Consider the following 23,411-nt stretch of genomic DNA (forward strand, 5'->3'; position numbering starts at 1 on the left):
CGTGAGCGTCCAGACCCAGCCCCAGGACCAGGCCGCGGCGTCGGCGTCCCCTGTGATTGAACTGCGCGAGGTGCGCGTCGTGCACAAGACGCGGACCGGGGGACTGTTCCGTCCGGGGCTCGTCAAGGCCGTCGACGGCGTCGATTTCACCATCAGCCGTGGCGAGACCGTGGGCATCGTGGGGGAGTCCGGCTGCGGCAAGACGACCCTCGCGCGGGTGCTCGTCGGGCTGCAGCGACCGACGTCCGGGGAGGTGCTGTTCCGCGGACGCCCCCTGCGCTACACCGCCCCCGAGCGGCGCGAGCTGGGGCGCGCGGTGTCGGTGGTCTTCCAGGACCCGGCGACGGCGCTGAACCCACGCATGATCGTGCGCGAGCAGCTGCTCGATCCGCTGATCGTCCACGGCATCGGGACGCCGGAGTCGCGGGACGCTCGCGTCCGGGAGTTGATCGGGCTGGTCGGCCTGCCGCCCTCGGCCCTCGAGGTGTTGCCGCGGCAGATCTCGGGCGGGCAACGGCAGCGGGTGGCGATCGCCCGGGCGCTGGCGTTGGAGCCCGACGTGATCGTCGCGGACGAGCCGACCTCGGCCCTCGACGTGTCGGTGCGCGCGCAGGTGCTGAACCTGCTCACTGACCTCAAGGAGGGCCTCGGCCTCGGCATGATCTTCATCAGCCACGACATCTCGACGGTGCGCTTCGTCGCCGACCGGATGGCCGTGATGAACGCCGGGAAGATCGTCGAGACCGGCCCCTCGGACGCCATTTTTGCCAGCCCCCAGCACGACTACACGCGGACGCTGCTCAGCGCCGTCCCCACCCTGCTCTGACCCCATTGAATCTGCCCTGACAAGGAGCGATATGACCGAGTTCCGCGGGATCATCCCGCCGGTGCTGACCCCCTTCACCCCGTCCGGCGAGCTGGATCTGCCCAGCCTCGACCGCCTCGTCGACCACCTGGTGGACGCCGGCGTCGACGGTCTGTTCGCCCTGGGCTCTTCAGGCCAGGTGGCCTACTTGACGGACGCCCAGCGCGGGACTGTCGTCCGGCGGATCGTGGCTCGGACGGCCGGGCGTGTGCCGGTCGTCGTGGGCACCGCCGACCTCACCGCGCCGCGCGTCATCGAGCAGGGGCGGGCGGCCGTGGCTGCGGGGGCGTCCGGGATCGTCGTGACAGCGCCCTTGTACGCGATCAACGACGCCGCAGAGATCGGACGCCACTTCCGGATGATCGCCGCCGGCGTAGGTGCGCCGGTCCTGGCCTATGACGTGCCCGTGCGCGTGCACACGAAGCTGGGCGTCGGCATGCTTCTCGAGCTGGCGCGGGACGGCGTCATCGTCAGCGTCAAGGACTCCTCCGGCGACGACGTCGCTTTCCGGCGCCTCGTCGCGGCCAACGCGGACGCGGGGCGTCCGATGACGCTGCTCTCGGGGCACGAACTGATGCTTGACGGCATGTTCCTGCTGGGCGGCGACGGGGGCGTCCCGGGGCTGGCGAACGTCGATCCGGCCGGTTATGTGCGCTTGTGGCGGGCCGCTCAGGCCGGCGACTGGGTCGCCGCCCGCGCCGAACAGGATCGCCTCGCCCGGCTGTTCGACATCGTCTTCGTGCCGCAGGGCAGGTCCGGGGACGCCGGCGGCATCGGCGCCTTCAAGGCTGCCTTGGCCCTGCTCGGGGTGATCGACTCGGCGTCCATGCCGGCGCCGTTGGAGGGACTGTCGGCGTCCGACGTGGACGCCATCGGCGCGATCCTTCGCGAGGTGGGCCTGCTGTGACGTCCCACGCGGTCGGGGTCGATGTTGGTGGCACCAAGATCGCCGCGGCTCTGGTGTCGGACGCCGGGGAAGTCGGTCCGATCGTGACCGTCCGGACGCCCGCTTCGTCCGGGCCAGCTGCGGTCTTGGACGCCATCGCCGATGCGGTTCGTCAGGTGGCGGACGGGCGTCCGATCGTCGGGGTCGGGGTCGGGACGGCCGGCGCCGTGAACGCTTCGACCGGAACGATCGTGTCGTCCACCGATACCTTCACCGACTGGGTGGGCACGGAGGTGGCCGCCCGGCTGCGGGAGCGGCTGGGGGTCGTGCTGGTCGAGGTCCGCAACGACGTGGATGCCCATGCCGTGGGCGAAGCGTGGCTCGGATCGGGGTCGGGGGTCGGCTCGCTCATGATGGTGGCGGTCGGCACCGGCGTCGGGGGCGCGCTGGTGCTCGACGGACGCCTGCGCACGGGCGCTCACCACCTGGCCGGCGAGATTGCTCACGTGCCTGCGGTCGGGGCAGAGGGGCTGCGGTGCACCTGCGGACGACTCGGCCATCTCGAGGCCTTGGCTTCCGGGCCGGGCCTGGCTCGTCACTATGTGGCCTTGTCGCAGCGCGGTTCGACGACCCACGGCCCGCAGCGGGACGTCGCTGCACCGGCGACCGGGCCTGGGGCGCCCGAGACTCCGCGAGGCGTCCTCGACGTCGGCGAAGCCGTGGACGCGCGCGAGGTCGCGCGGCGAGCGTCCGTGGGCGACGAGCTGGCCCGGCAGGCGATCGCGGACGCGGCGTCCTGCCTGGGGCGCGTCGTCGCCGGGCTGGTTACCGTCATCGACCCGGACCTCGTGGTGATCGGCGGTGGGGTCGTCGGGATCGGTCCGGCGTGGTGGAAGCCATTCGAGACGTCCTGCCGCAGTGAACTGGTCGACGCGCTCGCCGGCGTCCGCCTTCGGCCCGCGGCGCTCGGCGCCGAGGCGGCGCTGATCGGGGCAGCGAAGTCCGTGCTCGACGTCGCACTTCACCCCCGTCCGCGGGCACCGGGAACGTGAACGGCGACCACCAACCAGGAGTTCCCTGTGAGCGAAGGACCGATCGGCAGGGCACACCGCAACGAGGAGGATGACATGAAGGTGCTGGAGCAGCTGCATGGTGGGCTGATCGTGTCGTGCCAGGCGTATCCGGGCGAGCCGATGCTCGATCCGCGGACGATGGCCCAGGTCGCGGCGTCCGTGGTTCGGGGCGGGGCGGTGGGCATCCGGGCCAAGGGCCTGGACGATCTGCGCGCGATCCGCGAGGCGGTCAGCGTGCCGATCATCGGCCTCGTCAAGGTCGGCTCGGACGGAGTCTTCATCACCCCGACGCTCGACGACTGCCTCGCGGTCGCTGACACGGGCGTGGAGATCGTGGCGCTGGACGGCACGCGACGGAGGCGTCCGGACGGGCTGACCCTCGCCCAGACGATCGACGGGTTGCGCCAGGCCTACCCGGACGTGCTCGTGATGGCCGACTGCGGCTCGCCCGCGGACGCGGCGGCTGCGGCGGATGCCGGGGCCGACATCCTCGGCACCACGCTGGCCGGCTACACGGGGGAGCGCCCGAAGACCGAGGATCCGGACTGGGAGTGCGTGGAGGGGGTCGTGGCGCTGGGCAGGGGTCCGGTGTTCGCCGAGGGTCGGATCCATACCCCGGAGCAGGCCGCCGAGGCGATGCGCCGGGGTGCGACCGCCGTTGTGGTGGGCACGGCCATCACCCACCCCGCGTCCATCACGCGCTGGTTCGCGGACGCCGTCGCGCGCGACTGAGATGAGCGCCGAAGGTTCCAGCGGCCTCGGGGTCGCGCTGGCCCGCTCGGGCGAGCCGCTCCCGACGATGGATGCGACTGCGAGGAGAGATCCAACCTTCGCACCGATCATCGTGCCCGGATCGCAGTTCGACTCGCCCTGCTACCGCATCCCGGCTCTGACGGTCACGGCCACGGGACGCGTCCTCGCAGCCTGGGACGTCCGCGCCGACTGGCGCGACCTGCCCGGACCGTTCGACCTTGTCATGCGTCATTCCGACGACCACGGCCGCTCCTGGACGCCGCCGCGTCCGTTGCGACTGCACGAGGCGTCCGACGGCCTGGAGCGCGGCTTCGGGGACGCGAGCCTGCTGGTGACCGCTACCGGGCGGGTGCTCTGCTTCTACGCCGGCAGCACCGGGGCGAGCTTCTTCTCGGCCGGCATTGATGGCCCGGAGCTGGAGTGCTGGCTCGGGGCGTCCGACGACGACGGCCTCACGTGGACGCACCGTCTTCTCGACCTGCGGCCCGACGGTGTCGGGGGCATGTTCGCGGCGTCCGGCAATGGGGTCCGTCTCTCGTCCGGACGCCTCCTGCAGCCGTTCGTGCTGCGGCGCCCGGTCGGCTCGCCGGTCACCGAGCACCTTCTGGACGCCGGCCAGCACTTCGCGGCCATCGCGCGCTCCGACGACGACGGCGCCACGTGGGCGCTAGGCGAGTGGATCGGCCCCGACTGCGACGAGAACAAGATCGTCGAGGTGCCGTCCGACGCCCAGGGTGACGGTGACGTCGCCACACTGGTCGAAGCCCGACGCCCTGACTGGACGACCCGTCCGGCCGGGCGACCTCGACGTCAAGACGTGCTCCTGCACGCGCGGGCCCAGCCCCGGCGGCGGTGGGCCAGGTCGCGCGACGGCGGGGTGTCGTTCAGTGCGCCGGTGCCACACCCCGACCTCGTCGACCCCGGCTGCAACGGCGGCCTGTGTCGCTGGGGCAACCTGCTGGTCGCCTCCAGCCTCGACGACCCCGCTGACCGTCGCCAACTTGTCCTGCGCACCTCGGCCGACTCCGGACGCACGTGGTCAGCGCCGGTCGTGCTGGACGCCGGCGGCGCGGGCTACTCGGTGGTCCAGCCGCTGGCGGACGGTTCGCTGGGCGTCTTGTACGAGGCCGGTGACTACGACGCGATCGTGTTCAGGCGGGTGACCCGCGCCGCGTTTGACCGCGGCCTGGTGGCGCGTCCAGGGTCCGGCGCGGCAAGGCCTCCCGAAGTCGCATCCGTTCGGTCTCCGTGAGCCGTCGGCGCCCAGGATCAGCCGAGCAGCCGCGCCATCCGGCGCTCGTCGGCGGCGGCGTCCGGCTCGACGATGCCCAACTCGGTGACGACCGCGCTGATCAGGTCGTGCGGGGTGACGTCGAAGGCCGGGTTGAACGCGCGCACGCCGTCCGGCGCCACCTGGACGCCGCCGAGCGACAGCACCTCGGCGTCCGGACGCTCCTCGATGACGATGTCATCGCCGGTGGCCGTGCCGAGGTCGACGGTGGAGAACGGGGCCGCGATCAGGAAGGGGATGCCGGCGCGTTGGCAAGCGAGGGCTACGCCAACGGTGCCGATTTTGTTCGCGCTGTCGCCGTTGGCGGCAATGCGATCGGCGCCGGTGACGGCGAAGTCCACGAGCCCGCGAAGGATCGTGCTGGTCGCGGCCCCGTCCACCTGGACGACATGCGGTATGCCGTCCTCGGAGAGCTCGAAGCTGGTCAGGCGCGAGCCCTGTAACAGGGGTCTTGTTTCATCGGCGTAGACGACCTCCAGCGCGCCACGTTCGTGCAGCTCGCGCAGGATGCCGTAGGCGGTGCCCCAGCCGGTCGTGGCGAGGGCTCCGGTGTTGCAGTGGGTGAGGGCGCGCAGCCGGGTCTTGCCGGTGCGGGTGAGCAGCCAGTCGGCGCCGAGGCGCGACAGTTCGCGGTTGGCGGCGGTGTCGTCCGCGGTGAGTTTCGCGGCGGCCGCGACCACGGCGTCCACCCCGTCGGCCATCAGCGGACGCACCTGGTCGACGCCCCAGGCGAGGTTGACGGCGGTGGGGCGTGCGTCCCGGATGCGGTCGACTTCGGACGCCAGCCGCGCGGCATCCCAGCCTTCGGCGTCCGCCTGAATCATGGCGATGGCTACGCCGAACGCGCCGCAGGCGCCGAGCGCGGGGGCGCCGCGGACGGCCAGGGTTGCGATGGCGTCGACGAGTGCGTCGACAGTGCGAACGTCCAGGAATTCGCGGTGCAAGGGAAGGCGGGTCTGGTCGATCAGCCGGAGCGTCGGTGGCTCGGCGACCCAGTCCAGCGCTCGCACCATCAGGATCCTCGTCGTCGGTGGGGTAATTTCTCTGAGAGGGTAGGTAGTTGTCTGACAAGTTGTCAACATGCCGGACGCCGTGCTGCATTAGCATGGACACGCGGCGACGGGGCCCAGCGAGTCCGGTCCTCGGCGTCCGGGCAAAGCCCTCGACGTCGCACGACCGCCGAGGTGATAGGGGATTCCTGGATGGCCGCGCGGACCAGTCTCGTCACCCGGGTCAGCAACGAACTGCGCGGTGACCTGGCGTCCGGCATTTACCCCGTCGGCGGACGCCTCCCGAGCGAGAGCGCGCTGTGCTCACGGTTCGGCGTGTCGCGTCCGACGTTGCGGACGGCGCTGCGCGAGCTGGAGGCGCTTGGGCTGGTCCGGACCCAACACGGCGTGGGCACGTTCGTGAACGAGCCACGGACGGTCCGCGTGGGGCTGGAGCGTCTCGACTCGATGACAGAGTCGATCCGGGCCATGGGGCGCTCGCCCGAGATGGTCTACGCCAGCCGGCAGAGGCGTCAGGTGCTGCCTGACGAGGCCGAACGCATGGCCGTCCCCGCCGACAGCGAGGTGCTGGAGCTGCGCCGGACCATCCTCGCCGACGGTGAAGTGGTCGCCTACTCCTACGATCTGCTGCCCATCGAGGTGTTTGGCCCCGACTTCGACGCGGTCGCCCTGGACGCCATCGAGGGCTCGATCTTCGCCTATTTCCGCGAGCAGCTCGGGGTGGTCGCGGACCACAGCCTCGCCGAGGTGCACGCGGTGGCGTCCGAGCACATCGGGTGGGGTGCAGAGTCAGCGGCGCACAGCCTCTTCGTGCTCCTGAACCAGCTGCACTACGACGCGTCCGGACGGCTGCTGATGTACTCGCGGACGTACTTCATCGAGGGGCGTTACGCGTTCACGATCCACCGCAGCAGCGGCCCGGTTGCGGTTGACGCCGGGGTCGAGGCGCTGGCAGTCTCGCCACGACTTGTCTGACAACCGCGGAGGGTGACGATGCTCTACGAGCAGCAGCGGCGCGAGATCATCGACGTCTGCCGCCGGATGTCAGCCGAGGGCATGACGCCCGGGTTGTCGGGCAACATCTCCATCCGCGTCGGTGATCACGTGGTCATCACGCCGTCCGGGCTGCCGTACGACGCCCTCGTCCCCGAGCAGCTGTGCATCGTCGACCTGGACGGGTCCGTCGTCGAGGCGGACGCCCACGCCGCCGGTGGGCGTCCGGTGCGTCCGTCGACGGAGGTGCCGATGCACACCCTGATCTATCGACACTCGGACGCCGCCGCGATCGTCCACGCCCATCCGCTGCACGCGACGGCCCTCGGGACGCTCGTGGACGAGACGCCCGCCGTCCACTACATGCTGGCGTCCTTCGGGGGACCCGTCCGGGTGGCTCCGTACGCCCGGTTCGGCACCGACGAACTGGCTGAGAACGTGCGGGTCGCGATGGCTGGACGTTCTGCCGTCCTGCTGCGCAACCACGGGCTCACCTGTTGGGCGGACACGCTGTCAAAGGCCTATGACAAGGCCCTTCAGCTCGAGTGGGCGTGCGAGCTGGCGTTGCTGACGATGTCAGCCGGACGCCCCACGCTCCTGTCCACGGAGCAGGTCGACGAGGTCGCCCGCGAGATGAAGCGGACGGGCTACGGCGCCTGACGTCTGCGGCTCGGAGCGCCGATCGTTGCGGACGCCAGAGCCGCGCGGGGGCGAGCCTACGGGGCTGTCTGAGTGCTCGATGTTTCGGATTTCCGCCACGTTGAGCACTCAGTGGCAGGGATGGAGATGGTTGGCAGGCTGAAGCGAGGGCGGTCACGCCGTAGCCAGCCCGCTCGGGGATCAGCGTCTGGGCTCCCGCTCGCTTGGGCCGACGTGGATCTCGAGCCAGTCGAGCAGGGGCCGATAGGCCAGCCAGTCGGCGCGGACCCGCTCGACGACCTCGCCGGTGCCAAGCCAGTCGGGCGTCCCGTGCTGGACGCTGGTCAGCAGATGCTTGCGACGCAGCAGGTCGATGCGCGGGTGGTCTTTGGCGAACCCGCGAGGCGCGGTCTTGAGCTCGTCGCCGCCCATCTCGAATCCGGAGCTGACCAGGTCAGCCACGATGCCCGCCAGCGACGAGCCGGCGCCGTCGGCGTCCACACTGGCGCGAAAGCGCTCGACTTGGTCGGGCGACGGTGCGTACCAGCCGCCGCCGGTCATCAGGCCGTGCGCGCTGAGCTGGACGTAGAAGCCCATGCTGGGGACGGTGTCGACGACGGCGCCCTGGTGGTCCTTGTAGGGGGTCTTGTCGGCCGAGAACCGCACGTCGCGGTAGGGGCGGAAGAGCTTGGCGTCCCCGAACTCGGGCGCGAGGGCGGCGCAGAGGGCCTCCATCGGACGCCGTACGGACACCTCCCACCGGGCCTTGTTGGCCGTCCACCAGTCCTTGTCGTTGTTGAAGGCCAGCTCGGCGAAGAAGTCGACGCCGTCCAGGTCAATCCCGCCGATCACGGACGCCAGCCTGGCACGGAGGCGTCCGGACGTCACGCGTCCGGTGGAACGGAGGCGTCGGCGTCCGCCAATCTTGAGGATGTTGGCCATCCGGCCGGTTGGTTCGTTCGCCGAGGCTGCGGCGAGGGACAGGTGGGGCGCAGACTTCCGACTCGAAGGCGAGGAGGCCACATGATCGAGATCGGCATAGCCGTCGCTGTCGTGGTTGCGCTTCTGATCGCCATGGCGCGGCAACGCAGTTCTGCGGGGGATGTGTACGTGTGCAGCCTGTGCGGCGACACCGTGCGCGGTGAGGCGCGGGCGAACTGGCACGTGAGCGAGATCCACGGCACGAGTCCGATCGGGGTGTAGGTCGATCGGCCCTGGGGCTAGCACTGTCGTCTCGTCCTCGGGTCGCCCTAGGTTGGGGACATGGATCACCTGACGATCATCGACGCTGAGACCGAACGCTTCATCGAGGCCGTGGCCGCGGCGTCCGGCGAGGGCCCCGTCCCGACCTGCCCCGACTGGACAGTCGACGACCTGCTCTGGCACCTGACCGAGGTGCACGCGTTCTGGGCGCGGATTCTGTCGTCCGGGGCGCGCACTGATGCCGATTCCGAGGCCGTGGAGGCGGACAAGCCGGAGCGCCCGGTCGAGCGCGGGCAGACGGTCGAGTTGCTGCGGGCGGAGACGGCGGCTTTGGTCGCGGAGTTGAGGTCGCGTCCGGACGCCGATCCGGCGTGGTCGTGGTTCCCGCCCGATCAGACGGTCGGCTTCACGCGTCGGATGCAGGTCCACGAGGCGACGATGCACCGCATCGATGCCGAGTTGGCGGCGGGGCTGGTGTCGCGTCCGATCGAGCACGAGGTCGCGTCCGACGGCGTCTCGCACGCGGTCGAGGTGATGTTGGGCTGGTGGGGGACGAACCCCGGCTTCGAGCTGCGTCCGGTGATGGGGGTGGTCGCGCTGGTGGCGTCCGATGGTGGACGGTGGCTGCTGCAGCCCGGGCGCTGGATCGGCACTGGTCAGTCCGGCAAGACCTACGACGAGCCGGGCGTGGTCTTGGTGGCCGACGGCGAGCCGGCGGCGTCCGTCACGGCGACGGCCGACACTCTGGACCGCTGGCTCTGGGGGCGCGGACCCGAGCCCGAGGCGTCCGGGGACCAAGAGAGCCTGGACGCCCTCCGCGCGGCCGTCGCTCCGGGGATGCAGTAGCGGTCAGGACTCAGCGCAGGGCAGGAGGATGTCAGGCAAGAGCGTCGTCTACGGCCACCACGGTGTCGTACAGGCCGTAGCGCCGCAGCCCCTGGTGGGACTCGATTCCGGTGTAGGACAGGGAGGAGTCCTCGTAGCGTCGGAAGGCGAAGACGGCCTGGTTCATGTGGGTGGCGTTGAAGACGCCGAGGTTCACGAGCAGATGGAAGTCCTCGACGGTCAGGCCGGTGACGGTGCGGAACAGTCCGGGTTCGAGTTTGGTGATGACATCCTGGAGGGTGTTCTCGCGGAAGTCGGTGAGGTACATGAACGCCGGAATACGGGTGGCGAACTTGACCAACTTCTCCTGAATCTGCTTCCGCTTGGACTTGTACTCCTTCTCCTCCGCTGTGAGCTCCTTCTTCTCCGCCGGGGTGATGTCGTCGCCCTTCTCCTTCTTAGCCTTCTTCACGGCGTCGCTCTTGTTCACGACGGTCTCGAAGATGTCGTTGCCGAGTGCGCGGAAGCCTTCGATGTTCATGACGGCGCTGAGGGCGTCGGGGTTGTTCATGATCTTGCGCAAGGTGTCGTTGTCGACGTTGACGAGGATCGCGGACTCCCACTTGCGGGCCAGGAGGGTTGCGGAGGTGCCCGACATGGCGATGTCGAGGATGCCGCCGGCATCGACCTGGGTCATGTTCGACCCGTCGTAGGCCAAGACGGGCAGGAACTTCACGAGTTCCTCGACGGCCTGCTCCGGGTTCGGCGTCTCCGGTGACAGACCGGCACCGTAGTCGGCGATCTGACGTAGCGCCCGGGTCGGCGCGAAGTCGAACACGAAGCACACCGGCTTGAGGACGGCCTCAGCGCTCGGGTTGTCTCCGTCGGGATTCTTGATCGACCACGGTGACTGCACGCGGAACGCTGCCTGGAAATAGGTCTCGGGCGAGTCCAGGTTGCGCAGCATCAGGATCGAGGACCACTGCTTCACGGTGACGCCCGTAGTGAGTTTGCCGCAGGACAGGGTGATCGTCTTCGTGTCGTGGCCGTCGCCGATCGCCGCTCGCACCGGCGGGAGGGCATCCAGCCCGATGCCCGCGCCGGCACCCGCGACGACGAGGACCTGGTAGTCGTGCCAGAACACGTTCTGCTTCTCCGCGAGCAGGTTGGCCATCGCCTGGCAGGCAGCCACATTCGGTAGGAACCAGAACGAGTGCTGCAGGTACGGCAGGAGCCGCACATCGGAGTACGGAAAGGGCGGGCGGGTGCCCATTCGCATGGCGTCGACCTGCGTGGGCAGGTGAGCGCCACGGATGAGGTCGAGCCACTTCTGAACGTCGGTCTTGTGCGTGAACTCGGCGTCCGCGCCGATGCCCTTTGCCTCGAAGAACTCGTTGAGGTCGAACTCGTCGAACTCGCCCTGGTTCGCGACGGCGATGAGCTCGTCGGGCATCTGGTAGGTGAACAGGCGCATCTCCGGGAGTGCCCCGTACGGGTTCCAGGCGTTCGGGTACGCGACTTCGTACTCGGACTTAGCCCGCTGCTCGTCGGTGTAGGTCCAGTTGAAGATTTGCTCCTCGATGAACTCACCAGTCGCCAGCGCCTTGAACGGCGTGCCCGACAGGTACAGGTAGGCGCGGGTGGTGATCGGCAGGAAGTCGTCCTCATCGTTGCCGAGCTCGTCGAGTTCCTCGTCGAAGGCCACGAGGCCGTCGTGGTACTCGGCGGCCAGCTCCTTCTGCTTGACCTTCTCGTCCTCACCCTCGAACAGCTCCTTGGCGGACTCTCGCCAGGCGCCGAAGTGGTACTCGTCGAAGATGACGAGGTCCCAGTTGGTGGTGTGAACCCACTCGTTCTTCGCTTTGATGAGCCCGGTCATCCGGTCGCGCCCGAGCAGGTCCTGGAACGAGCCGAAGTAGACCAGCGGTCTCGTCTTGTCGGCCTCGTCCGGGCTGCCCCCGGTAGCCGAGGAGAGGTACTGCCAGCCGTCGAAGTCGGCATGAGACCCCAGGTCGCTCTGCCAGGCGTCCTCCACCGCCGGCTTGAAGGTCACCACGAGGATGCGTTTGGCGCCGAGCCGCTTGGCGAGCTGGTAGGCGGCGAAGGTCTTCCCGAAGCGCATCTTGGCGTTCCACAGGAACCGCGGTACCGCCTGGGAGTCCTCGGCCCAGATGGACTCGTAGTAGCCCTCGGCCTTATCGACGGCAGTGGCCTGCTCCGGACGCATCGGGAACGTCTCGTGGTGCGTGCCGCTGAGCTTGACGCCGGTGCGAAGCTCGGTGATCGCCGTGCGCACATCATCCGGGGTACAGCGCATCCACTCGCGCGCCGAGCCGAAGATCGGGTTCTCGAAGCCCTTGTCGATCAGCCGCTGGCGCACATCCGAGTCACGGAACACCGACCCGTCGTTCCGTTCGGCGAGTTCATCAACGTGCAGCGTGTAGGCCTGCTGCATCTGCCCCTGCGACTCGCGGATGCGAGCGTTCACGTCCGCCTTCGTCGTCTGACCCACCTTGAGTAGTCCCGCATATCCCGCGGGTGGATCATTCGGCGACCACGCGTAGATGCGTAGACGTGCCTTCGGCCTCTCCGGGAGAAGCTCGTCGACGTCCCTACTCATCGCTGTCGTCGGCCCCGTCCTCGTCGAAGAGGGTGTCGTCGTGGGCAGCGACCTGCGACTCGATGAAGGCAATCTCGTCGCCAGTTAGTCCGTAGCGCTCGTAGAGGAGAGCATCAGTCCAGTCCTGGTCGAGCGGGACGTCGGGAACGAATGAGTAAACGTCCTTGGTGGCGTGCTGAGTGGACTTCCGCAACGACACAAGGAAACGGACAAAGCGCGTCCGCAGGTACCCGGCGTAGCGCCGAGCCTCCTCCTCGATCCCGAACCGGCCAGCGACAAGATACGTCTCGCTGCACGCGGTGCCTGGACCCGCGAGAATCGGGCGCGACAGGAACTTGGTTTCAATCGCAGCGCTCGTGCCTTGCACTGCGGTCATGAGCACCTTCCACTCATCAACCCAAGAGTCGTTGAGCGGAATGTCCGCACGATCCACCCAGCTCACCCTCCGCGAGCCGAAGAGTTCCACCGGAGCCTTGAGGGCAGTGGGGCTTGGCTTGCCGTGAAAGTTGGTCGGCAGCCCGAAAGGCTTACGGCTCGACACCCGTGAGTCGAGCGTTGGCTCAGCGAGCGCCCGAACCTTGTCGAGGATCGGAACCGCTTCATTCCGGCGGACCAGCACATCGTAGGCATCGAGGTAGCGCGTTGCCCTTTCACCCACCGGCTGCCCATCCCACATCGTCTGGATCGTGCAAGGTCCGTCATGCTCGCGGTCCCAGAGGAAGTATGAGACGCCGCCTCTGATCTTCACGCCTGGGAAGGCCTCGTAGAGCTTTGGGTAGTCGACGATGTCGTGCATGCGGTGATCGGACAGCATCTTCTTGCGGTACTCATCGAGGCCCTTGCCTCCCGCAAACCAGCGAGACGGAGTGACAAAGACGGCGAAGCGTGGGTCGAGCCCCAGCGCCTTCTCCACGAACATCTGGTAGATCGGTGCAGCGGAGGTGCCGTAGCCGCCGTCGCTGAGCTGATAGGGCGGGTTGCCGATGATGACGTCGAACTGCATGGTGTCTCCGAACAGCTCCGCGATGCGAGCTTTGATGTCGTCGGTGTGGATGAAGGCGTAGGCGTGAGTCTCAAGGTCTCCGCCTCGTGCGTAGTCGTCCTCGCCCGCCCCGCAGTAGAGGCACTTGCGGTTGGTGTAGACCGTGATCTCTTCACTCGTGAGGGGATCGACGCGGAACTCGCGCTTACCGCCACCCCAGGTGTGCTCAGTGCGCTCGAACCAGATATTGCCGTGCTCGGTCGTGAATGACGTGGCGATCGAGTGCGGGCCGTTGGCGAACTTCGAGCAGTAGACGCTCCGGCGCGCCAGCAGCGCAGTGAGCTGGGTGATCCCGATGCCGAACACCTGACGGGTCAGGATGTGATCGACCCGCTCGGCGAGGTCGGGGATCGCCAAGATCAACCCGTCGGTGAGCCGACGGACGATCTCTCGGAGGAACACACCGGACTTGGTGAACGGGTCGAGGAACGTGACATCGGGATTGGCCCAGATGTCCGCGCCGTCGTTGGCGTCAGCCCACGCGGCGGCAAGCGTGTCGAGCATCTGGTTCGCGAACTCTGGCGGAGTGAAGACCTCATCGTTCGAGAGGTTCGCGATACAGGTCAAGACATCCGGGTTGTGCCCTCGGAGGGTGAAAGGTGCAAGGGTCACGCGGCGCCCTCGGCGATCTGATTGACGGTCATCGTCGGATAGGTCTGCGCGGGCACGAACAGATCCTCGTCGTCGAGCTCGCCGAACAGGGTTCCCTCGTACGAGGCGCGCTGGGTGAGGTCGTCGTAACGGAAGTCGCGCCTCTGGAACTTCCCCTTGCCGAGGTAGCCCCACTCAGGAAAGGTGATGGGCTGGCCGCTTGGCACGGTCATGGTCAAGGCATCGCCCTGCACGATGTTCACGGCTAGGACCGCGCGTGCCGCCCGTGCCCACGGGTCATCGTTGTTGATGCCCAGGAAGGCATTGAACACCTCCGCGAGATTGTCCCGGCACTCCCCCGCGTTGTCACCGAGGAGCTCGATGCCGTACGTGCACATCAGCGCGAACAGCGCGTAATGACGCTTCTCGAAGTCGCTCTTGCCATGGCGAAGCTGGACGGTCACCAGCTTGCGGGCCAGGACCGGGACAAGGAAGTTACCCGAGCCACAAGCGGGTTCGAGCACGCGAGAGTCGATCCGCTCAGACTCGTGTTTGACGAGATCGAGCATGGCCTCGACCATCCACCCCGGCGTAAACACCTCGCCGTGATCCGCGACGCGCTGCTTGGACTTCACCAAGCCCTTAGCTGCGCTTCGCGTCATCGTCTCCCCTTCCCGTGCCCGTCGTCATGATCGTAGGAGTGACCGCTGACACTCTGCGTGAGTTGTAGCTGAGCTGGCTGTCACTGTGCGGGGGTTTGAACCAGGTGAGTGTGGTGGAGCTAAGGGGACTCGAACCCCTAACCCCCTGCTTGCAAAGCAGGTGCGCTACCAATTGCGCCATAGCCCCGAGCGAAGAAGAGTGTAAGCCACCCCGCGTCGGTCCCACCAACCGCCGGACGTGCGGATGACGAGCCCGGATCCCATGCTCGATGGGCGACACGCCGGCCAGAACCCGGCCTATCCGCGTCGAGCACGGTCCAGGTCCGCTCAGCCGCAGCCCGCTCCGGTCAGCCGCTGGGAGGCGACAGCGATCAGCAGGGCGAGTCCGATGGCGGCCGTCAGTGGCTCGGCGGGATTCGCCAACGCCGGCACGAGCAGCGTCATCGCCAGCGGGACGAGCGCACAGGGGGCCGCTCCAGACGTCACGCCGCGCCGCGGCAGATACGTGGCGACCACGAAGCCGGCGACCAGCGCCGCCACCACGGCGAACGCGCCCCAGCCGAGGCCGAAGTTCAGGCCCCGGTAGGCGAAGAAGAATCCGACGGACGCCGCCGCGAGTCCCGCCCACTGCGCGAGTCCCCAGCCTTGGAGTCCCCACAGTCGAAACGGACGCCGCACGGCGTCCACCGTCGGGATGCGCTGGAACAGCGCCGAGAGGTCGGGGTCCACCTCTCCCGCCCGGGCAGCACCCGACCGGGAATCGGCGGGCGGCGTCCGATCTGTCACGACGACGACTCGGCCTCGGCCTGAACCGGCTCGGACGCCTCAGCCTCGCGGTCCGCCTCGAACTGCGCGCGGGCGGCGGCAACCTGGGCGTGGACCTCGGTCATGTCCAACTCGCGCAACTGCCCGATGACCTCGTCCAGGGCCGGGCCGGGCAGGGCGCCCGACTCGCGGAAGACCAGCACGCCCTCGCGGAAGGCCATCAGCGTCGGAATCGACATGATGGACGCCGCACCTGCCAGCTCGCGCTCGGCCTCGGTGTCGACCTTGCCGAACACCACGTCCGGATGCGTCTCGGATGCCTTCTCGAAGACCGGCGCGAACATCCGGCACGGTCCGCACCAGGCGGCCCAGAAGTCGACGAGCACCAGATCGTTGCCGGTGATCGTCGCCTCGAAGTTGGCTGCGGTCAGCTCGAGGGTGGCCATGGGCTCTCCGTTCGACAGGTCTGCTTGATAGAACAAGGATACCCTAGGGGGTATTTGAGTCCGATGCGAATCTAGCGATGACCGCCCGGCCTCCTACCCCGCCACGACCCTCGTCGGATGGTGGCACGGCGTCCGGCGCCTAGAATCAGGTGCCGAAGCAACGCTGGCGGCACCCCGCCAGCATCGCCCAAGCAGGGACTAGGCGCGGCATCAGCGCGCCGGAACTCGACCGAGGACACCTATGGCCAGCCCCAAGCCCGCCGGCGGAAAACGCGGCGCGACAGGCGCGAACACCCCCAACGGCACCAAGAAGAAGAACCCGGACGCCCCGCCTGAGGGCCGCATCCTCCGGGTTCTCAAGTGGGCGCTCGTCGGCGTCCTAGCTCTCGCCGTCCTGGCCGCTGGCGCGCTCGGCATTCTCTGGGTGTCAACGCCGATCCCGAACCCCAACAAGGACTTCGTCACCGCCAACACCCACCTGTACTTCGCGGACGGCAAGACCTCGCTGGGCATGCTCAGCGTCCAGAACCGCGAGATGATCGACTACGCGACGATCCCGCAGACCATGAAAGACGCCATGGTGGCGGCCGAGAATCCGACGTTCTGGACCGATCCCGGCATCTCGCCGACCGGCATCCTGCGCGCCGTGTCATCCCTCGGCAAGGCAGGCGGCGGTTCGACCCTGACGCAGCAGTACGTCAAGGTCCTCTACCTCACCCAGGACAAGACCCTGCTGCGCAAGCTCCGCGAGATGGTCATCGCGCTCAAGGTCGGCCAGGACGTCCCGAAGGAAGAGATCCTCGCCGGCTACCTCAACACCGTCTACTTCGGACGCGGCACCTACGGCGTCGAGGCGGCGTCCAAGGCCTTCTTCGGCATCCCGGCCGCGCAACTCGACCTGCAGCAGTCGATCGTGCTCGCAGCCCTGGTCAACGCGCCCGGGCTGCTCGATCCGGCGAACGGCAAGAAGCAGGCCGCCGACCTGTTGGAGCGCTACCAGTACACGATCAACTCCCTGGTCAAGATGGGCAAGCTCACCGAGGCGCAGAAGGCGCAGATCTACACGGCGCTGCCCGCCTTCCCGCCGATCAAGCGCGATCCCCGCTTCGGCGGCACCAACGGCTACCTGATGCAGTTGGTGATGAAGGAGCTGAAGAGCCTGGGCTTCGACGACGCGACCATCAACGGCGGCGGCCTCGAGGTCACCACGACCTTCGACGCCGCCAAGCAGGACGCCGCCGTCTCGGCCGCCCAGACCAAGGTCAAGGAGGCCGCTGGCAAGAAGGACGCCTCGCAGCTCCACGCGTCCGTCGTCAGCATCGACAACGCGACGGGCGGCGTCCTGGCGATGTACGCCGGCAACGACGACTACGTCTCGTCGCCCTTCAACTGGGCCATCACCCCGCGCGCGACCGGCTCGACGTTCAAGACCTGGACGCTCGTGGCGGCGCTCCGACAAGGTGTTTCGCTGGACAAGCAGCTCAAGGGCTACACGTTCACCGCGGCGGACGGTAAGCCGATCTCGGGGGAGACGTCGGGGATGGTGTCGCTGCAGGACGCCACGACGAACTCCATCAACGCGGCCTACGTCGACCTCACGACGCAGCTCAAGAACGGGGCGTCCGAGTCGATCAAGGCCGCCCAGGACGCCGGCATCCCCGGGCAGTCGGGGCAGGCGGGCTGGGATCAGAACATCCGCATCGCCATGGGCACCGCCGAGGTGGCGCCGGTGGACAACGCGTCCGGCTACTCGACGCTGGCCAACGACGGCGTCCACGTCGCCTGGCACGTCGTCTCCCAGGTCAAGGACCGCGACGGGGTGGTCGTCTACACCGCCAATCCGCAGCGGACGCTGGCCATCGACCAGACCGTCGCCACCGCGGCGACCGATTGCCTCACCGAGGTGGCCAAGACCGGTACCGGACGCGTCGTCGGCTCGCTGAACTGGCCCGTGGCCGGCAAGACCGGCACCCGGTACGACTCGGAGAACAAGAAGACCGTGTCGAGCTGGTTCGTGGGCTACACCAAACAAATCACCACGGCGGTCAACTTCGTCGCCGGCGACAGCGGCAATGAGAACCTCGAGGTCTACAGCCCCGGCTTCTACGGCGGCGGCTACCCGGCGCAGACCTGGCTGCTCTACATGCAGTCGGCGATGAAGGGGCTGCCGGTGCAACAGTTCACGGCGTCCAACTACGCCCCGACGGAGACTCCTGCGGTCGTGCCGGCGGCGACGACCACGGCGTCGGCGACGCCGACGGCGTCCGTGACGCCGGTGGAGACCACGGCTGCACCCACGCCGTCCAGCACGACGACCACGCAGGCGCCCCCGCCCGTCACGCCGTCGACGACCCAGACGACACGGACGACGCAGGTGCAGACCCCAACGCCGCACCCGACCACCGCGGCGCCAGCACCGACGCCGACGGCGACCCCATAGGCTGCTTCGCATGAGTGCGCGGGCGTCGAGCGTCCGGGTGGACACCGATGCCCGCCTGGTCGTGCAGGTGTGGCTGGGCACGCGGCTGCTGCTGCTGATCACCGCCGTCCTCGTGGCGCTGCGCACCGGACGCCGACTGCCCAACCTGCTCGGCAACTGGGACGTGGCGCACTTCGTCGCGATCGCCAAGAACGGCTACGCGGTGCAGACCGACATGGCCTTCTTCCCCGGTCTGCCGCTCGTACTGAGCCTCGCCTACCGCGTCGGTGCCGACCCGGTCATCTGGGGGACGGTTCTCGCGCTGGTTACGTCTGCGCTCGCCACCTGGGCCCTGTACCGGATCGGTGGACGCTGGGCCGCCATCGCCTGGCTGCTGGCACCGACGTCGGTGTTCACCCTGGTCCCCTATTCGGAGGCGCCGTTCTGCGCAGCCGCCTTCTGGGCCTGGGAACGGGCCACGCGCAAGCACTGGGGGGCCGCGGCGGTGTTGGCGGGGCTGGCGTGCACCCTGCGGGTGTCGGGGCTCTTCCTGGTCGGCGCGCTGGCGGTGTTGGCCGTGAGCCAGGCGTGGACCGCGCGCAGGGCGTCCGGACTCGTTCGAAGCCTCCCGTGGCTGCTGCTGCCGCTGGGCGTGCTGGCCTCGTACGCCGTCTACCTCTACGGCCGGACGGGCAGTTGGACGGCGTGGTTCTCGGCGCAGGCCGCGGGCTGGAAGCGCGAGTTCACCTGGCCCTGGGACTGCGTCCGCAACTCGTGGCGCTCGCTGCAGCCGGGCATGTACGCCGACCACCCCGAGTGGGTGTGGATCTTCCGCGCCGAGTTTCTGTCGATGATCGTCGGGGTGCTCGTGGTCATCGTGCTGCTGCTGAGGTGGCGGGTGCCGGAGGCGTCCTGGGTGGGCGTCCAGGTGCTGGCGTTCTCGATCTCGTACTGGTTCCAGTCGGTGTGCCGCGCGGTGCTGCTGTGGTTCCCGCTGTGGACCCTGATCGGCGAGTTCGTCGAACCCCGGACGCGCGGCGCGTGGCGCTGGTTCTGGGCGGTCGTGATCGTGGTCGCTTTGACGGTGCAGGTTGGCTGGAGCGTCCTGTTCTACCTCGGGATGTGGGCGAGCTAGCCGGTCAGTTCGCGCCCGCAGCACGGAGCCGAAGCTCGTCCGTTTGGCCGACTCCGGACGTCGGCAAGCTGGACGAACCTCGGCCCCGTCTCTGGGAGCCGAGCTTCGCTGAGGGTCAGCTCGTCCGGCGCAGGCCCAGCGCGCCCGTCCAGCCGCCTGCATGGGTGAGCGTGACCGTGGTCGGCTCCGTGCCGAGCCAGTGGACCACCGCCAGCAGCGAACCGGACGCGAGCGTCGGCGTCCCTGAGCAGTCGACGTTGTCGTAGACGGACGCCGAGTACTCCACCCACGCCAGCAGCTGGCCGAGGGTCTCCGGTCGCGCCGATCCGCCCGCGATGACGCCGCCGAGCGGACGGCACGCGGCGGCGTCCGACGACACCAGGAGACCGCTGCCGAACCGCACGTCCAGGCTGGTGAAGCGCGCCCAGCGCCCGCCGCCGGGGGCGGTGAGGGCGAGCGTCCAGTCGTAGGCGTAGTCAGCCGGTACCGGCGGCGAGGCCGTCACTCCCTCGGACCGCCAGTTCACCACGCGTCGCACGGGCGTGGACGCCGCCGAGGCCGTCGTGTAGACCGTCGCCTTCCCCGTGGCCGGGTCGGTCAGGGTCACGCTGAACCGGTAGCCCGTCCCGGCGCAGAGCCCGGGCAAGACCACCTGTCCGGACGCCCCAGCCACGGGGTCGGCGACCCAGGTGCTCCGGCACGTCGTCGCCGCCAGGTCGGACGCGATCGCCTGCGCCTCGAACTGGACGCGAACAGTCCGGTCGGCCGCCCACGTCAGCCGCAGGGCGTGCTGCGGATCGGCGGCGTCACGGTCGACCCGGACGGCCATGAGGTCGAGGCTCGGGAACTCGCTGACGACCCGCGGCCGGATCGACGGGATCACGCTGACGGGTGGCTCGGGGTCGATCACCCACTGGTCCGGACGCCCGCCCACGATCTGCCCGCCCGACAGCAACGGTGCCGAAGCCAGCGGTGCACGACGGACGCTCAGGTCGATCCAGCTCCCGTCCGACAAGGTCAGACGTGACACCCGATCGCCGCCGCAGGTGCCGTCGCAGCCCCTGTTGTTCAGCGGCAGGCGGATGCGTCCCTGGGTGCTGGCGTCGATCGCGCCGGCGTACAACTCGGCGTCCGCCGGAGCGAAGACGAACCGCGCGCTGTCGATCTGACAGAGCAGGCCCTCGTCGCCCAACGGACGTAGGACTGGGGCTGCCCCGGTCGAGTCGAAGCCGCAGGACTGGGTGAGGGCGCGGTCGCCGATCCACTGCCAGGTCCACGCGTCCGGGGTGACGCCGCCGCGGCTCGATCCGACGACGCGCACCTGCGTCGCCGACCGGCTCGGCGGCACCACGAGATGACGTTCGATCGCGGTCACCGTGGGATTGTCGTAGGACTGCGACGGCAGGGTGTACCAGTAGACGCACACCGTGACCCCCTCGCCGGGCGCCAGTCGCGGCATCGTCAGATTCACAACGCCTTCGCGCAGGGCCGGCTTGGCGGGATCGGGGGTGTAGTAGCGGGTGCGCTGGCCCTGCCTCGTCACCGGCAGGATCGTGCTCACCGTCGTCGGGTCGGCCGCTCGGCAGTCGGTGCCGACCGGGTACCCGGCGGCGGCCACCAGTTGGTTCTCCGTGAGGGCCGTCCGGGACACCACCCAGCCGTCCGCGGACGGCGCGGCAGCCAGGTCGGCCTCGGCGAGCCCCCGCGAGAACAGCGGCACGCGCACCTCGAGGTTGAGCGGGTCGACGCCGACCAACTCCACGCGCCGGCGCAGCTCCTCGCCGGTCAGCGGCTGGCCCCCGAACTGGGCCGATCCCGACCACTGAGGGTCGTAGGAGTACTCGAACCGAAGGGGGCCGAGGTTGCGCCTCGGCACCTCCCAGCCCAGCAGCCGGGTCAGTTGCGCGCACAGCGGGTCGGTCGACGAGTCGTGACAGCCCGACTCCAGCGACAGCTCCATCCTCGAACGGCAGTCCCACCAGAAGCCCGTCCAGGTGGCCAGGCAGCCGGCGCGGTTGGCGTCCATCGGTGTGGGAGGCACCTTCAGGCAGAGCGGCACGGTCGGCGTCCTGGCGCCCGCGGCGAACGCGCGGGCCCACTCCGCGACCAATTCGGCCGAGGTCGTCGTGGTGCCGGCGACCAGGGAGCCCGGCGTCGGCGTCCCGGGAGCGTAGGACTGCGGGTGGAACAACTGCAGCCGCGTCGTGCCCGTGACCGGCATGTTCACGACGACGGCGAAGACCGAGTCGCGGTTCCAGTCGATGGGGGCCGTCGGGAACTGCCGCGCGCACTCGCCGGCGTAGACGTCGGTCCGGCGGATCTCGCCCGCCCACAGCAGCCGAAGTTCGGGCGGTGCCGTGTCGCCGAGGATCGTCCCCTCGATGCCCTGCGGGCAGCCGGACGCCCTCGGGTCGCGCAGGCAGGGGTCGGTGAAGGCGTCCGGATGCGGCCTGGTCTGGGACAGGTCGAACGGCCCGGACGCCCCCGGCGCGGCCGCCGTTCCCGTCGAGGTGAGGGACGGGGTCGATCCGGGGGCGGGGACGCTGGCAGCAGCGGGGGAGGCGGGTGGACGAACAGTGGTCCCGGAGGCGGGTGCCGTTGCGGGGGCGAGACCGTCGGACGCCTGGACCGGCTGACCGGTAGTGGCGTCCACCGGATCGAAGCTCGCGCGCGGCGCTCCGGCGGAGGGGGGCGTTCCGGCGATCTTGGCGGCCGGATCGGCGGTCAGGTCGGGGCGTCCATCGGGGTTCGGCACGACCGGACCGGCGGCCGTGCCGACGCCGGGGCGTCCGATGGACGCGTAGCCGGACGCCGTCGCGGCGGGAGAATCCTGGGGGGCCGGACGGACCGCAGACGCGAGTTGGCGACCTGCAAGCCCGGACGCGCCCAGGGTCGCGAGCAACGCGACGGCGGTCATGATCAGTCGGGGCGTCTTGGTCATCCGATGCACTCCTCGCTGATCTGGCGGAAGGCGACGGTGGTGGACGCCGTCCTCGCGGCGCCGGCCCGGTCGGTGATCGTCGCGGTGACGGTCAGGGTGGCGGTGCCGCTGTGGGTGGAGTAGAGGGGGCCGACGGTCCAGGTCGAGCCGGTCTTGGTCGCCGTACCGGACTTGCCCGCGCCGCTCCAAGTGACCGCCGTGGAGGTCACCCGGCCCGCATCGCTCGGGGTCACCGTGATGGCGACCGTTTGCGGGTAGGACGCGCACGACACCGCGCCTTCGGAGTAGAACAGCGTCCGGCTCGCCGAGACGGTCAGCGTCAAGGGCGGCTGGGCGCTGGTGGTGCTGCTGGCCGGCTGAGTCGTGGGCGGCCGGGTGCTCGTGGACGCCGACGTTGTGGTGGGCCTCTTCGACGTTGTGGACGCCGTGGACGCCGACGTGCTCGGCGCGGGGGCAGGCGCGGGCGCCGGGCTGGGCGAGGGAGCCGGGGAGGCAGTCGGGGACGCCGCGGCGGTGGGCGTCGCGATCGTCGGACTCATGCCCGAGGCGTCCACGATGGGGGTGGACACGGCCAGGCCGGACGCCGACGCACAGGCGATCTCGGGCAGCGATCCGGTGCCGGAGGTGACGACCTGGGCGGCGTCCAACCAGACCTGGCCCTGCCCGCGCGGATCCCGGATGGCGACGAACGGTCCGGAGCGGCCGACCACGAGCACCTTGTCGCCGCGCCTCAACGCGCCAAGCACGGACCCGGTCACGGCGGCGTCCGAGCAGGACCGGTACGACGCCTGGTCGGCCGCAACAGAGGCGCCGCCTGCTGGGGCACTGAGGAAGCCGGCGGCGAGGCCCGCAGCGATGACGACGCCCGCGGTTAGCAGCGGGACGGGGCGGCGTCCGGACGCGGTCGCAGCGGTCGCAGCGGGTGCGCCCAGCGTCGGCGGCGCGCCACGGACCCCGACGGCAGCCTCCAGCCGGGCGAGGTCGGCCGCTGTCAGGTCGTAGCCGCGCAGGGCGTCCGTGGGGGTGGAGCGCACGAGGTCGGCGAACGCGGGATCGTTCGCGAGGCGGGCGAGGGCGTCGTTGATGCCGGGCACTCGTCCACGGTGCCGGGGGTGGGTGGCGAGCGGCGAGAGTGGCCGCTACTCAACCGCCGGAGCGCGTGTACTCAACGCGCCAGCCCCCTCGATAGCGCCCCTGCGGGCCCGCGGTCCCCTTGTCGTGACGCGACACGCCGGACGAAGAGGCGATGGAG

Annotated in this window: 20 protein-coding genes and 1 tRNA gene; 11 read left to right on the forward strand and 10 right to left on the reverse strand. The window is 69.4% G+C overall.

The features are described 5' to 3' along the window. The first annotated feature begins 1 nt into the window (after position 1). The 5 genes from FN821_RS00470 to FN821_RS00490 all read left to right on the forward strand — a co-directional run bounded on the left by FN821_RS00470 (position 2) and on the right by FN821_RS00490 (position 4,829). Positions 2-826: an ATP-binding cassette domain-containing protein gene (locus FN821_RS00470; protein WP_131170596.1), complete on the forward strand. Its 825-nt coding sequence runs from the start codon at positions 2-4 to the stop codon at positions 824-826. 31 nt (positions 827-857) lie between these two features. Next, the gene (locus FN821_RS00475; protein ID WP_131170597.1) at positions 858-1,772 is read left to right on the forward strand and encodes a dihydrodipicolinate synthase family protein; all 915 of its coding nucleotides are present in this window, start codon (positions 858-860) and stop codon (positions 1,770-1,772) included. Next, positions 1,769-2,803, forward strand: a complete 1,035-nt coding sequence (locus tag FN821_RS00480) for an ROK family protein (protein ID WP_131170598.1) — start codon at positions 1,769-1,771, stop codon at positions 2,801-2,803. The genes FN821_RS00475 and FN821_RS00480 overlap by 4 nt, the downstream gene beginning before the upstream one ends. A 75-nt stretch (positions 2,804-2,878) precedes the next feature. Further along, positions 2,879-3,556 (forward strand): N-acetylmannosamine-6-phosphate 2-epimerase, encoded by a 678-nt coding sequence (locus FN821_RS00485; protein WP_131170850.1) that lies wholly within the window; start codon positions 2,879-2,881, stop codon positions 3,554-3,556. Between the two features lies 1 nt (position 3,557). Then, on the forward strand, positions 3,558-4,829 hold the full coding sequence (locus FN821_RS00490; RefSeq protein WP_241660033.1) for a sialidase family protein: 1,272 nt from the start codon (positions 3,558-3,560) through the stop codon (positions 4,827-4,829). Positions 4,830-4,846: 17 nt separating this feature from the next. Here FN821_RS00490 and mtnA read toward each other — a convergent pair whose 3' ends face one another. Next, positions 4,847-5,881 (reverse strand): S-methyl-5-thioribose-1-phosphate isomerase, encoded by a 1,035-nt coding sequence (gene mtnA, locus FN821_RS00495; RefSeq protein ID WP_131170599.1) that lies wholly within the window; start codon positions 5,879-5,881, stop codon positions 4,847-4,849. A gap of 189 nt (positions 5,882-6,070) precedes the next feature. Between mtnA and FN821_RS00500 the strand changes: the two genes are divergently transcribed. Together FN821_RS00500 and FN821_RS00505 are read left to right on the forward strand one after the other, a co-directional pair. Further along, the gene (locus FN821_RS00500) at positions 6,071-6,853 is read left to right on the forward strand and encodes a GntR family transcriptional regulator (protein WP_131170600.1); all 783 of its coding nucleotides are present in this window, start codon (positions 6,071-6,073) and stop codon (positions 6,851-6,853) included. Between the two features lie 18 nt (positions 6,854-6,871). Next, positions 6,872-7,531, forward strand: coding sequence for a class II aldolase/adducin family protein (locus FN821_RS00505; protein WP_131170601.1), 660 nt, complete (start codon positions 6,872-6,874; stop codon positions 7,529-7,531). Between the two features lie 180 nt (positions 7,532-7,711). Here FN821_RS00505 and FN821_RS00510 read toward each other — a convergent pair whose 3' ends face one another. After that, entirely contained in the window at positions 7,712-8,452 is a 741-nt protein-coding gene (locus FN821_RS00510; RefSeq protein WP_131170602.1) for a DUF2461 domain-containing protein, read from the reverse strand. Positions 8,453-8,533: 81 nt separating this feature from the next. On the opposite strand from FN821_RS00510, the gene FN821_RS00515 reads away from it, so the two are divergent. After that, the gene (locus FN821_RS00515) at positions 8,534-8,713 is read left to right on the forward strand and encodes a hypothetical protein (RefSeq protein WP_131170603.1); all 180 of its coding nucleotides are present in this window, start codon (positions 8,534-8,536) and stop codon (positions 8,711-8,713) included. A gap of 60 nt (positions 8,714-8,773) precedes the next feature. Next, positions 8,774-9,559 (forward strand): maleylpyruvate isomerase family mycothiol-dependent enzyme, encoded by a 786-nt coding sequence (locus FN821_RS00520; RefSeq protein WP_131170604.1) that lies wholly within the window; start codon positions 8,774-8,776, stop codon positions 9,557-9,559. 31 nt (positions 9,560-9,590) lie between these two features. Here FN821_RS00520 and FN821_RS00525 read toward each other — a convergent pair whose 3' ends face one another. From FN821_RS00525 to trxA, 6 genes are all read right to left on the reverse strand, one after another. Then, positions 9,591-12,158 carry a GIY-YIG nuclease family protein gene (locus FN821_RS00525; protein WP_131170605.1) on the reverse strand — a complete coding sequence of 856 codons (2,568 nt, stop codon included), beginning with the start codon at positions 12,156-12,158 and terminating at the stop codon, positions 9,591-9,593. Next, complete coding sequence (locus FN821_RS00530; RefSeq protein ID WP_241660034.1) at positions 12,151-13,704, reverse strand: Eco57I restriction-modification methylase domain-containing protein; 1,554 nt, start codon at positions 13,702-13,704, stop codon at positions 12,151-12,153. Before FN821_RS00530 ends, FN821_RS00525 begins: the two co-directional genes overlap by 8 nt. 104 nt (positions 13,705-13,808) lie before the next feature. Continuing rightward, complete coding sequence (locus tag FN821_RS00535) at positions 13,809-14,426, reverse strand: N-6 DNA methylase (protein ID WP_241660035.1); 618 nt, start codon at positions 14,424-14,426, stop codon at positions 13,809-13,811. 138 nt (positions 14,427-14,564) lie between these two features. Beyond that, positions 14,565-14,640, reverse strand: a tRNA-Ala gene (locus FN821_RS00540). Positions 14,641-14,780: 140 nt separating this feature from the next. After that, a complete protein-coding gene (locus FN821_RS00545) occupies positions 14,781-15,239 on the reverse strand; it encodes a hypothetical protein (protein WP_131170608.1) in 459 nt (152 codons plus the stop codon). Continuing rightward, the gene (gene trxA / locus FN821_RS00550; RefSeq protein ID WP_131170609.1) at positions 15,236-15,664 is read right to left on the reverse strand and encodes a thioredoxin; all 429 of its coding nucleotides are present in this window, start codon (positions 15,662-15,664) and stop codon (positions 15,236-15,238) included. Before trxA ends, FN821_RS00545 begins: the two co-directional genes overlap by 4 nt. A gap of 241 nt (positions 15,665-15,905) precedes the next feature. On the opposite strand from trxA, the gene FN821_RS00555 reads away from it, so the two are divergent. Further along, on the forward strand, positions 15,906-18,104 hold the full coding sequence (locus FN821_RS00555) for a transglycosylase domain-containing protein (RefSeq protein ID WP_131170610.1): 2,199 nt from the start codon (positions 15,906-15,908) through the stop codon (positions 18,102-18,104). A 10-nt stretch (positions 18,105-18,114) separates the two neighbouring features. After that, positions 18,115-19,218 carry a mannosyltransferase family protein gene (locus FN821_RS00560; protein ID WP_131170611.1) on the forward strand — a complete coding sequence of 368 codons (1,104 nt, stop codon included), beginning with the start codon at positions 18,115-18,117 and terminating at the stop codon, positions 19,216-19,218. A 115-nt stretch (positions 19,219-19,333) separates the two neighbouring features. On the opposite strand, the gene FN821_RS00565 is transcribed toward FN821_RS00560, so the two are convergent. Together FN821_RS00565 and FN821_RS14085 are read right to left on the reverse strand one after the other, a co-directional pair. Continuing rightward, positions 19,334-22,159 carry a hypothetical protein gene (locus FN821_RS00565; protein WP_131170612.1) on the reverse strand — a complete coding sequence of 942 codons (2,826 nt, stop codon included), beginning with the start codon at positions 22,157-22,159 and terminating at the stop codon, positions 19,334-19,336. Continuing rightward, positions 22,156-23,253 carry a hypothetical protein gene (locus FN821_RS14085; RefSeq protein ID WP_165489170.1) on the reverse strand — a complete coding sequence of 366 codons (1,098 nt, stop codon included), beginning with the start codon at positions 23,251-23,253 and terminating at the stop codon, positions 22,156-22,158. The genes FN821_RS00565 and FN821_RS14085 overlap by 4 nt, the downstream gene beginning before the upstream one ends. Positions 23,254-23,411 lie beyond the last annotated feature (158 nt).

Origin of the sequence: Propioniciclava tarda, assembly GCF_900182665.1 — a bacterium.
Classification (GTDB): Bacteria; Actinomycetota; Actinomycetes; order Propionibacteriales; family Propionibacteriaceae; genus Propioniciclava; species Propioniciclava tarda.

What these genes read in the sequence shown, in the direction of transcription:
- FN821_RS00475 (WP_131170597.1), top strand. Translation starts at nt 858, where the DNA reads ATGACCGAGTTCCGCGGGATCATCCCGCCGGTGCTGACCCCCTTCACC.
- FN821_RS00485 (WP_131170850.1), top strand. Translation starts at nt 2,879, where the DNA reads ATGAAGGTGCTGGAGCAGCTGCATGGTGGGCTGATCGTGTCGTGCCAG.
- FN821_RS00490 (WP_241660033.1), top strand. Translation starts at nt 3,558, where the DNA reads ATGAGCGCCGAAGGTTCCAGCGGCCTCGGGGTCGCGCTGGCCCGCTCG.
- mtnA (WP_131170599.1), bottom strand. Translation starts at nt 5,881, where the DNA reads ATGGTGCGAGCGCTGGACTGGGTCGCCGAGCCACCGACGCTCCGGCTG.
- FN821_RS00500 (WP_131170600.1), top strand. Translation starts at nt 6,071, where the DNA reads ATGGCCGCGCGGACCAGTCTCGTCACCCGGGTCAGCAACGAACTGCGC.
- FN821_RS00505 (WP_131170601.1), top strand. Translation starts at nt 6,872, where the DNA reads ATGCTCTACGAGCAGCAGCGGCGCGAGATCATCGACGTCTGCCGCCGG.
- FN821_RS00510 (WP_131170602.1), bottom strand. Translation starts at nt 8,452, where the DNA reads ATGGCCAACATCCTCAAGATTGGCGGACGCCGACGCCTCCGTTCCACC.
- FN821_RS00515 (WP_131170603.1), top strand. Translation starts at nt 8,534, where the DNA reads ATGATCGAGATCGGCATAGCCGTCGCTGTCGTGGTTGCGCTTCTGATC.
- FN821_RS00520 (WP_131170604.1), top strand. Translation starts at nt 8,774, where the DNA reads ATGGATCACCTGACGATCATCGACGCTGAGACCGAACGCTTCATCGAG.
- FN821_RS00525 (WP_131170605.1), bottom strand. Translation starts at nt 12,158, where the DNA reads ATGAGTAGGGACGTCGACGAGCTTCTCCCGGAGAGGCCGAAGGCACGT.
- FN821_RS00530 (WP_241660034.1), bottom strand. Translation starts at nt 13,704, where the DNA reads ATGCTCGACACGCTTGCCGCCGCGTGGGCTGACGCCAACGACGGCGCG.
- trxA (WP_131170609.1), bottom strand. Translation starts at nt 15,664, where the DNA reads ATGGCCACCCTCGAGCTGACCGCAGCCAACTTCGAGGCGACGATCACC.
- FN821_RS00555 (WP_131170610.1), top strand. Translation starts at nt 15,906, where the DNA reads ATGGCCAGCCCCAAGCCCGCCGGCGGAAAACGCGGCGCGACAGGCGCG.
- FN821_RS00560 (WP_131170611.1), top strand. Translation starts at nt 18,115, where the DNA reads ATGAGTGCGCGGGCGTCGAGCGTCCGGGTGGACACCGATGCCCGCCTG.
- FN821_RS00565 (WP_131170612.1), bottom strand. Translation starts at nt 22,159, where the DNA reads ATGACCAAGACGCCCCGACTGATCATGACCGCCGTCGCGTTGCTCGCG.